At 61.5% G+C, this 9,495-nt stretch carries 11 protein-coding genes and 1 other RNA gene; 7 read left to right on the forward strand and 5 right to left on the reverse strand.

Annotated features, from left to right (window positions below; genetic code table 11):
* Positions 1–232 precede the first annotated feature (232 nt).
* The 4 genes from ACLRDN_RS01565 to ACLRDN_RS01580 all read left to right on the forward strand — a co-directional run bounded on the left by ACLRDN_RS01565 (position 233) and on the right by ACLRDN_RS01580 (position 3,035).
* A complete protein-coding gene (locus ACLRDN_RS01565) occupies positions 233–1,237 on the forward strand; it encodes an AraC family transcriptional regulator (protein ID WP_413458689.1) in 1,005 nt (334 codons plus the stop codon).
* Between the two features lie 85 nt (positions 1,238–1,322).
* Complete coding sequence (locus ACLRDN_RS01570; protein ID WP_413458690.1) at positions 1,323–2,330, forward strand: aldo/keto reductase; 1,008 nt, start codon at positions 1,323–1,325, stop codon at positions 2,328–2,330.
* A 73-nt stretch (positions 2,331–2,403) separates the two neighbouring features.
* Positions 2,404–2,724 (forward strand): type II toxin-antitoxin system RelE/ParE family toxin, encoded by a 321-nt coding sequence (locus ACLRDN_RS01575; protein WP_209533736.1) that lies wholly within the window; start codon positions 2,404–2,406, stop codon positions 2,722–2,724.
* Positions 2,725–2,726: 2 nt separating this feature from the next.
* Positions 2,727–3,035 (forward strand): helix-turn-helix domain-containing protein, encoded by a 309-nt coding sequence (locus tag ACLRDN_RS01580; protein ID WP_034330433.1) that lies wholly within the window; start codon positions 2,727–2,729, stop codon positions 3,033–3,035.
* 108 nt (positions 3,036–3,143) lie between these two features.
* Here the strand turns inward: ACLRDN_RS01580 and ACLRDN_RS01585 are convergent, their stop codons facing one another.
* Positions 3,144–3,896 carry an HpcH/HpaI aldolase family protein gene (locus tag ACLRDN_RS01585; RefSeq protein ID WP_413458691.1) on the reverse strand — a complete coding sequence of 251 codons (753 nt, stop codon included), beginning with the start codon at positions 3,894–3,896 and terminating at the stop codon, positions 3,144–3,146.
* Between the two features lie 85 nt (positions 3,897–3,981).
* Complete coding sequence (locus ACLRDN_RS01590) at positions 3,982–5,247, reverse strand: D-amino acid dehydrogenase (protein ID WP_413458692.1); 1,266 nt, start codon at positions 5,245–5,247, stop codon at positions 3,982–3,984.
* Between the two features lie 182 nt (positions 5,248–5,429).
* Here ACLRDN_RS01590 and rnpB point away from each other — a divergent pair.
* Positions 5,430–5,764: RNase P RNA component class A (gene rnpB, locus ACLRDN_RS01595), an RNA gene on the forward strand.
* A gap of 67 nt (positions 5,765–5,831) precedes the next feature.
* A complete protein-coding gene (locus ACLRDN_RS01600) occupies positions 5,832–6,992 on the forward strand; it encodes an enoyl-CoA hydratase/isomerase family protein (RefSeq protein ID WP_413458693.1) in 1,161 nt (386 codons plus the stop codon).
* Positions 6,993–7,032: 40 nt separating this feature from the next.
* Here ACLRDN_RS01600 and ACLRDN_RS01605 read toward each other — a convergent pair whose 3' ends face one another.
* The 3 genes from ACLRDN_RS01605 to ACLRDN_RS01615 all read right to left on the reverse strand — a co-directional run bounded on the left by ACLRDN_RS01605 (position 7,033) and on the right by ACLRDN_RS01615 (position 8,504).
* Positions 7,033–7,512 carry a DUF1348 family protein gene (locus tag ACLRDN_RS01605; protein ID WP_413458694.1) on the reverse strand — a complete coding sequence of 160 codons (480 nt, stop codon included), beginning with the start codon at positions 7,510–7,512 and terminating at the stop codon, positions 7,033–7,035.
* Between the two features lie 391 nt (positions 7,513–7,903).
* Positions 7,904–8,188 (reverse strand): HU family DNA-binding protein, encoded by a 285-nt coding sequence (locus ACLRDN_RS01610; protein WP_006465510.1) that lies wholly within the window; start codon positions 8,186–8,188, stop codon positions 7,904–7,906.
* Positions 8,189–8,207: 19 nt separating this feature from the next.
* Positions 8,208–8,504 (reverse strand): hypothetical protein, encoded by a 297-nt coding sequence (locus ACLRDN_RS01615; protein WP_413458695.1) that lies wholly within the window; start codon positions 8,502–8,504, stop codon positions 8,208–8,210.
* Positions 8,505–9,057: 553 nt separating this feature from the next.
* Here ACLRDN_RS01615 and mraZ point away from each other — a divergent pair.
* Complete coding sequence (gene mraZ / locus ACLRDN_RS01620) at positions 9,058–9,486, forward strand: division/cell wall cluster transcriptional repressor MraZ (protein ID WP_006465511.1); 429 nt, start codon at positions 9,058–9,060, stop codon at positions 9,484–9,486.
* The last annotated feature ends 9 nt before the right edge of the window (positions 9,487–9,495 follow it).

The following is a 9,495-nucleotide window of genomic DNA, read 5'->3' on the forward strand; positions in this document are numbered from 1 at the left end:
TAAGCTGCTGATTTTTTGCCCGATTCTCTATTCCTGGTCGCTGGAGTTTCAGGTGGAATCGCGCTGGGACGGGTGTTGTGGCGATATGTTGCGATGGTGGCCGCGCTCAATCGTGCAAGGGCATACCTGATCCTGCAAAATTCTTGCCCGATTCTCCGTCGATGGAGGGCGGAGGATCAGGCAGTTGCCAGTCCGCGCTACAGTCGCGTCTGTCTTTCAATGAGAGGAGCTTATGGACCTCGATCTGCATTCCGTTCAGGATGCCGGCCCGCTGCTGCTGAGTGAGGCCGTGGAGAGTGCACCCGCCCGGGCGCAGGATGATCCGCGTTTCCAGGCCATGCAGCAGGAGCTGCTGCAACTGCTGGAGCGTTATACGGCCGGCGTCGAAGGCATGCTGGCCACGGCCATCCCCAACCTGGAAATCTATCGCATCACCTGTCCGACCGGCCCCAAGCATGCGGTGCAGAAGCCGGTCTTTGCGGTGATTGCGCAGGGTTCCAAGCGCATCTTCGTGGGCGATGAAATCTACGAATACGATCCCATGCATTACCTGGTTGCCTCGGTGGATCTGCCGGTGGTCGGCAAGGTCATGGTGACCAGTCCCGATGAACCCTATCTGGGTTTGCGGCTGGAGCTCGATACCCAGGAAATCGGTGAGCTGATCGGCGACGAGAATCTTCCCGCCTCCGCCAATGTCGGCGAAGGGGCTGCGCGCGGCCTGTATGTGAACCGCCTGGATGTCGACCTCCTCGATGCGGTGCTGCGCCTGTTGCGCCTGCATGAGACCCCGCGCGATGTGCCGATCATGGCGCCGATGATCCGGCGCGAGATCCTGTATCGCCTGCTGATGAACGGGCAGGGAGCGCTGTTGCGCCAGACCGTGCTGCAGGACAGCCAGATGAACCGCGTGGCCAAGGCCATCCGCCTCATCAAGGAGGGTTATGACCAGGCCTTGCGCATCGAGGATGTGGCGCGCGATGTGCATATGAGCGTTTCTTCGCTGCATCACCATTTCAAGCTGGTGACGGCCATGAGTCCGCTGCAATACCAGAAGAATTTGCGCCTGCAGGAAGCCCGCAAATTGATCCTCACCGCCGACGCCAGCGTGGCCACTGCCGCGCATCGCGTGGGTTACGAGAGTTCGTCGCAGTTCAGCCGTGAATACAGCCGCCTGTTCGGTGCGCCGCCGCTGCGCGACAAGCGGCGCTGGCAGGAAGAGGAAGCGCCGGTGCTGTGAGCTTGAGCAGGTGTTGCGGAGGCTCGCTAGAATGAGCGGCTTGCGGCAGTTAAGTTATCCACATCCCATTTGATTCGGAGACAGCATGCATTATCGTCGCCTCGGCAAGAGCAACCTGAAGGTATCGGCCCTGTGTCTGGGGTCCATGATGTTCGGGGACCAGACCGATCTGGAAGAGTCCGGCCGCATCGTGGCATCGGCCCGCGAGCACGGCATCAATTTCATCGATACGGCGGACGTCTACACCAAGGGCAAGTCCGAGGAAATCGTCGGCAAGCTGCTGGCCGGGCAGCGCCATGAGTGGGTGCTGGCCAGCAAGCTGGGCAATGCCATGAGCGGCAAGCCCAATGAGTCGAACTACTCGCGCAGCTGGATCGTGCGCGAGACCGAAAGCATCCTCAAGCGGCTCGATACCGATTACCTCGACATCCTCTACATGCACCGCGACTACCAGGACGAGAACCTGGAAGAGGCCGTGCAGGCGCTGGGCGATTTGATCCGTGCGGGCAAGATCCGCGGCTTTGGCGTCTCCAATTTCCGTGGCTGGCGCATTGCCGAGATCGTGCGCCTGTGCGAGAAGAACAACGTCCCGCTGCCGCTGGTGTGCCAGCCGTATTACAACCTGTTGAACCGCCAGCCCGAAGTGGAAATCCTGCCGGCCTGCGCCAACTATGGTCTGGGCGTGGTGCCTTACAGCCCGATTGCACGCGGCGTGCTGACCGGCAAGTACCAGCCCGGCCAGAAGCCGCCGCAGGACACGCGAGCCGGCCGCGGCGACAAGCGCATGATGGAGACCGAATTCCGCGAGGAATCGCTGCTGATCGCCCAGCGCCTGCAGCAGCATTGTGAAGCGCGCGGCATCAAGCTGGGCCAGTTCGCCACCGCCTGGGTGCTGGCCAACGCGTCCATCAGCAGCGTCATCGCCGGACCGCGCACGCTGGCGCAGATGGAGGATTACTACGATGCGGCGGAAATGAAGATCAGCGCCGAGGAAGAGGCACTGGTCGACAGCCTGGTCACGCCGGGGCATGCGTCCACGCATGGGTACAACGATCCGAATTATCCGTTCTTTGGGCGGGTGGTGAGGGGCTGAACGGCGCATCAGGAGGCGGTTAATGCTTATTCAAGTACTTGCATAAATATGCAAGTACTTGTATTATTTTTGCATGAAGCCCCTGCGTTTTCTCGGTTCCAGTCTCTCTGACCTGCGTGATATGCCCGACGATGTGCGGCGCGTCTTGGGTGGAGAGTTGGCTCGCGTTCAGTTCGGCGTCGAGCCCAGCGACTTCAAATCCATGCCAAACGTCGGCCAGGGTGTCTACGAGATTCGCTATCGAGACAAAGCCAGTGGTGCATTTCGTGTGATGTACGTGGCCAAGTTTGCCGAAGCGATCTATGTGCTTCACGCCTTTCAGAAGAAGACGCAGAAAACCGAAAAGGCCGATATCGATCTTGCAGCCCGGCGTTACCGAATGATAGGAGCTTGAACATGCAAACGACTGATCCCCGCTGGAATGACGACAGCATTGTTTCCGGTAGCGGCAACGTGTTCATTGATCTCGGCTTTGAACCTGCCGAGGCGGAAGTCATGCTCATGCGCGTGAAGGTACTGGCGCAAACCTCGCAGCGGCTGAAAGAAAAAGGATGGACCCAGGCCAAGGCCGCCGAGGAACTGGGCATCACGCAGCCGCGCGTTTCCCGGCTGTTGAAAGGCAAGGTCGAGGATTTCAGCCTGGATATGCTGGTGACCCTGGCCGGCAAGCTGGGACTGAAGCCGCAAATCAGTTTTGCCGGTTGAGTGCCTGACGAAAAGGCAGATGGTTTTCCGCCTTTTTCTTCACCAAGTCGTCCCGATTTCAACCGGCCAGGTCCGATTGGCCGGTGCACACTTCATATTTCCTCTTTATCACCGCAACGCAGCGATCCTGCGGGCCCCCTCCGCCTTGATCTGCTGAATGTCAGTGCCCGGCACCACCAGGTTCATGCCAATGCCCTTCATGCGCTGCGCCATCTCCATGGTGCCGGCGAAGATCCCCGCGTATTTGCCCAGCTTGCGCGCCAGCGCCAGCAGATGATCGATGGCCTCGTTGAGGCGTGCATCCTCGTAGGCATCCGGCGCCAGGCCCAATTCGATGGCCAGGTCGCTGGGGCCGATGAAGATGCCGTCCAGGTCCGGGGTCTGCAGGATCGCTTCAGCGTTGGCGTAGCCTTCGCGGGTTTCGATCATGGCCAGGGTCAGGATGGTGGCGTTGGCGTGCGCGAAGTAGTCTGCGCCGCCATACAGGAAACCGCGCGCCGGTCCATAGCTGCGTCCGCCGCGCGGTGAATAATGGCAGGCGCGCACGAAGCGCTCGGCGTCGGCCGCCGTGTTGATGAGCGGGCAGATCACGCCATAGGCACCGGCATCGAGCAGCTTGTTGATTTCTCCCAGGCTGTTTTCGGAACAGCGCACCAGCGGCACGGCGGGCGTGCTGGAGATGGCCTGCAGCATGGGCAGCGCCGATTCGATCGAGAACGGACCGTGCTGCAAGTCCACCGTCACCGCATCGTAGCCGCTGTGGCCCAGCACCTCGGCCAGCAGCGAATTGCCCATCGATACCCAGCCCGAGAGGGCCAGTTGCTGTTGCGCGAAGAGGGTGCGCAGCCGGTTTTCCCGCATCGTTCGTCTCCCATGGATGGGCCTGCGCCATTGCAGGCCAGAGACCATGTTAAGTCCGAATGCCGAAGCCTGGCATGAAACTTCTTCAGCCGCGGTACTGGAAGGCCGTGTCGTCGATGGCGCGCCGGCGGCCGGCGATCTGGTCGGCCACCAGCGCCGCGCTGCCGCAGGCCAGCGTCCAGCCCAGCGCACCCTGGCCGATGTTGAGATGAAGATTCTCCACCGGCGAGGCGCCCACGATCGGCACGCCGCTCGGGGTGGCCGGACGGAAGCCCATCCACGGCGCCAGCGTGGCATCCTCACCCAGCGCACAGCCAGGGAAGAGTTCGCGCAGGCCGTTCTTCAATTCTTCGATGGCCGCCGGCGGGATGCTGTGATCCTGGCCCACCAGCTCGATGCGTCCGGCCACGCGCAGGCGCTGGCCCAGGCGCGCATAGACGATCTTCCGGGCGATGTCGGTGATGGAGACCTGGGGTGCTGCCGTGCGGCTGGCTTCGTCCTCCAGCGGTACGGTGATGCTGTAACCCTTGAGCGGATAGAGCGGCAGGCGCAAGTCCAGCAAGCGGGCGAACTCCACGCTCTCGGCGCCCAGCGCCAGCACGAAGCGATCGGCGGCGATCCATTGGCCACCGGCCTGTACCGCACGCAGCGCGCGGCCTTCAAGGCGCACCTCACTGACGCGGGTACCACCGATGAAGCGGAAGTTCGGATGGGCCTGCATGGACGCTACCAGCGCGCGGCAGAACTGCGGGCAATCGCCGGCTTCTTCACTGGGCGTGTAGACGCCGCCGACCCAGTCGCGCTGCGAGTGGCCCAGCGCCGGTTCGATGCGGATGCATTCGGCCGCGCTCAGGACTTCCTGTTGGCAGCCGTATTGCGACTGGAATTGCACCTGCTGCGCGGCGGCTTCCAGTCCCTGCGCGTCGGTGAACATCACCAGCTTGCCGGATCGTTGATGGTCGAATGACAGCTGCAGGCCGGCGTTCCATTGCGTGAGCTGATCGCGGCTGTAGAAGGCAAGTTGCAGCAGGTCGATGGTGGTCTGGCGCACCCGCTGCGCGTTGCAGCAGCGCAGGAAGTCCAGCAGCCAGCGGTACTGGCCGGGATCGGCGGTAGGCCGGATGGTCAGCGGCGAATCCTTGCTGAACAGGTAGTAAGCCCACTTGGTCCAGACCGAGGGGTCGGCCAGCGGCGCCACATAGGAGTAACTGAGCTGGGCGCCATTGCCCTGGCTGGTGCCCTCGCCGGGCTGTTGGCGAGCATCGATGAGGCTGACCTGATGGCCATCCTGCAGGAGACGGTAGGCAGTGGTCACGCCGATCACGCCGGCGCCCATTACGCAGATATGCATGGAATTTCGTTGAAGTCAGTCAAGAACCGCGCGGCGCGTGGCCTGCAGCGGATCAGCAGCAGACTACCGAAGAGCCGCAACCGTGTCACATGCCGAATTGGCATGAGCTTTTGCGCGCGCGCAAAAGCGTTTTGCAACGGCCGATGCCCGGCGCCGGCCCATGCTGCGCTACAATAGCGCCCGATGCAGGCCAGACAGCCGCTGGCCGCCTTCGCAAGGAGGCGGCGGGAGGAAGGTCCGGACTCCACAGAGCAGGGTGACGGTTAACGGCCGTCCGCTGAAAGCCGGCGCAAGCCGGTATAAGGCGAGGAACAGGGCCACAGAGACGAGCGTATTCAGTTACGGTGAAACGCGGTAACCTCCACCCGGAGCAATTTCAAATAGGCACGCGTTGATGTGGCTCGCGGAGCGTGCGGGTAGAAAGCTTGAGCGGCGGAGTGATCCGTCGCCTAGAGGAATGGCTGTCATAGCGGGTTTCCCGCCGTAACAGAATCCGGCCTACCGGCCTGCTTCATTGAATTCATTTCCATAAAACACACTGCGGCCCGTGGGCACTGCGGGCTCGCCAGAGACCCAGGAGACCCATGAATCAAACCGCCGCCCCCGTGGCATTCGAAGAACTGACGGCCGCCAACGGCCGTCGTATCGGCATCGCCACCCTCGCTTCCGAAAAGACGCTGCACGCCATCTCGCTGGAGATGGTGCGGCTGCTCACGCCGCAACTGCAGCAGTGGCAAGACGATCCGGGCGTGGCCATGGTGATCCTGCAGGCGCAGGGTGACAAAGCCTTCTGCGCCGGGGGCGATTTGCAGCAGCTCTATCACTCCATGCGCGGGCATCACGCCTCGCCTGCGCGCGAGGACATCCGCGCCAATGCCTACGCAGCCGAATTCTTCGAGCACGAGTACCGCCTGGATTATCTTGTCCACAGCTTCGCCAAGCCCATCCTGTGCTGGGGCCATGGCATCGTCATGGGCGGCGGCATCGGCCTCATGGCCGGTTGCAGCCATCGCGTGGTCACCGAAAAATCGCGCCTGGCCATGCCGGAGATCACCATCGGGCTCTATCCGGATGTAGGCGGCAGCTGGTTCCTGGCGCGCATGCCGGGCAAGACCGGCATTTTCCTGGCGCTGACCGGCGCCAACCTCAACGCGAACGACGCGCTCTTCGCCGGGCTGGCCGACTACCGCGTGGCGCACGCCGCCAAGGCCTCGGTAATCGATGCCCTGCTGATGCAGCCGTGGGGGCAGGGCAATGATGCCGAACTGCTGGACCGGGTGTTGGGCATGGCGCAGGCCTCTTCCTCCAACGAGGGCACGGCCGTCTTTGCGGCCTCCAACCTGCGCACGCATTTCGATCAGATCGACTCGCTGTGCCGCCGGCCCACGCTGCCCGAGATCGTGGACGGCATCCTCACTCTGCAGACCGAGGATGCCTGGCTCGCCAAGGCACAAGCGACCCTGCGCGCCGGCTCGCCCGGCTCGGCCTGGCTGGGCTATGCCTTGCAGAAGCGGGTGCGTCCGCTGTCGCTGGCGGAGGTGTTCCGTCTGGAATTCGTGGTCTCGCTGCATTGCGCAGCACGCCCCGATTTCGTCGAGGGCATCCGCGCGCTGATCATCGAGAAGGACCAGAAACCGCAATGGAATCCGGCCTCGCTGGCCGCTGCCACGCCGCAATGGGTGGACGGTTTCTTCGCTGATCCGTGGCCGCAGGCGGATCATCCGCTGGCTGACCTGGGTGCCTGAAAGGCTTCAGGCACTCCCCGGCCGGGCCAGCGGTCCGGCCTTACAGACCCAGTTCGGACAGGCCCGGATGATCGGCCGGGCGCGGGCCTGAACGGTCCCAGTGGAATTTGCGGTCGGCTTGCTTGATCGGCAGGTCATTGATGGAGGCATGGCGCAGGCGCATCAGGCCATGCTCGTCGAATTCCCAATTCTCATTGCCATAGGAGCGGAACCAGCTCCCCGAATCGTCGTGCCATTCATAGGCGAAGCGCACGGCGATGCGGTTGCCTTCGTGCGCCCAGACTTCCTTGGTGAGGCGGTAATCCAGTTCGCGTGCCCATTTGCGGGTGAGGAAGGCGACGATCTCGGCGCGTCCGTGGACGAAGTCTGCGCGATTGCGCCAGCGGCTGTCTTCGGTATAGGCCAGCGAGACGCGTTGCGGATCGCACGAATTCCACGCATCTTCGGCGGCACGCGCCTTCATGGCGGCGGTCTCGCGGGTGAAGGGAGGAAGTGGCGGACGCTGGGCAGGGCTATTCATCGACGGTCTCCTTGGATGGGCCGGACGGGCCGGCTGTTCATGGTGCACGGGGACTGCTGGCGGTAGTGAAGCGGTGTTCAGAATGCGGGTCGAAAAAATTCTAGGCGCTGCGGGTGGCCTTGGCAAACGAAGCTTGCGGCTCACGCAGACTGCTCCTGCTGTGTGTGCTGCGCCGCGCGGCAACTGTGCTGGCGCGGCCTGCGCGAAAACTGATGCGGTGCATCATGCATTCACTGCCCACAGTGCGCAAGTGAAGATCAATCAGGGGAGGGGAGAGTGCTGAAGCGGGGAGGCAAGCGAGGGAGGCGGGGGGCGGCCGATCCTGTCGAATCGGCCTCGATTTGAATGCCCTGAACCTGGTTTAGGGCATTCAAATGCGCGAAGCGTGAAATTATTTCTTCTTCTTGTTCACGGCTTCCTTGAAAGCCTTGCCAGCCGAGAACTTCACGGTGGTTGCAGCGGCGATCTTGATTTCTTCGCCGGTTTGCGGGTTACGGCCGGTGCGAGCAGCGCGCTTGCCGGTCGAGAAGGAACCGAAGCCAACCAATTGCACGGTATCGCCCTTGGTCACGGCCTTGATGATGTTCTCGATGACGGAGTCCAGCGCGCGCTGGGCTGCTGCCTTGGAGATCTCGGTGTCGGCGGCGATAACGTCAACCAATTCAGATTTGTTCACTTTAAAATTCCTTTCACTGTTAAGGTGCCCAGATTTTAGCACTGGAATGAGGCGGATCCGCAAGCCCTATCTGCGTTTTCAGCCGATTTGACCTGCGCGTGACCGACCTTTGATTGAAAAAAATCGACGTGCTTTTGAGCACCCGCCAACGACGTTTTCCAGCGCCATTTTTGCGGTTCGATCTTCCCAAAGACACGGATAGTAAAAGCTGCGCGCCGCGGAAGTCAAAACAAAAACGCTTGCCGCCATTCATTTGTTGAAGAATTTGATGAAGTTTCGGGTTTGAAGCGGATTTCGGCGTCGGCTGACCACCCATGTGCGCTGAACGCGGCGATCCTTCCCGACGAATTCCTCATGGTGCTCGCCAGAATTCCGCAGGATTTTTTTTCCGCTTTTCAGCGACTTCCACTGAACTTAAGTTGCACTGCAAAATCCATGTCCCTTGGTCCTCCCCACTCGCAAATCGGGTGCGTCCGGACTCCCTTGATTTCCCCTCGCCGGACTGCCCCGAAATCGGGCACAGCCCCTCTTCCATGCGGCGCAAATCCGCGCCGTTGCGCAATTCTGGCGCCAAACACATGTGTATAGCTCAGGTTGCACCTTCAATGTAAATGCTAAGTCCTTCATTTTCCTCACAAATGTTATGAAGTGCGGGTTTTAAGGAAGTGCGCTAAGTCTTTGACTTTATTAGCAAAATCGCGGTTTTTCCCGGTGTATACCGCTTGACCTGCAATAGTGCATCCACTAAAGTGGGCGGCAGTGTCAAAAAGTGTTTTTTTGTGGGGCATATGTGGTGTTATTTGCATTTGCCCGGCAGGACACGGCACCCGATCAGCAATCTCACTCGCCGCAGGCGAAGGAAAAACACAGTGTTCCAGGGCGCGTCAGCACTCAATCTCGATGCCAAAGGACGGATGACCATTCCGGCCAAGCATCGTGACGCCCTGATTGTGCAGTGCGAAGGACGCGCCACCGTGACGCGCCATCCGCATGGCTGCCTGCTGTTTTTCCCGCGCCCGACCTGGGAGACGCATCGTGAGCAGATCGCCAACTGGCCGATGTCGGCCCGTGCCTGGCAGCGCATCTTCCTGGGCAACGCCCAGGACGTGGAGCTCGACAGCGCCGGCCGCATCCTGATCGCGCCTGAATTGCGCGCGGCCGTTGGTTTGCAGCGTGATGTGATGTTGCTGGGCATGGGGAGTCATTTCGAAATCTGGGATGCCGTCAAGCTGGCCGAAAGCGAAGCCGAGGCTGTGGCGGGTGGCATGCCGGATGTGTTGAGCAACTTTTCCTTCTGACGGCCGCAC

Source organism: Herbaspirillum huttiense, from assembly GCF_047300815.1.
Taxonomy (GTDB): domain Bacteria; phylum Pseudomonadota; class Gammaproteobacteria; order Burkholderiales; family Burkholderiaceae_D; genus Herbaspirillum; species Herbaspirillum huttiense_A.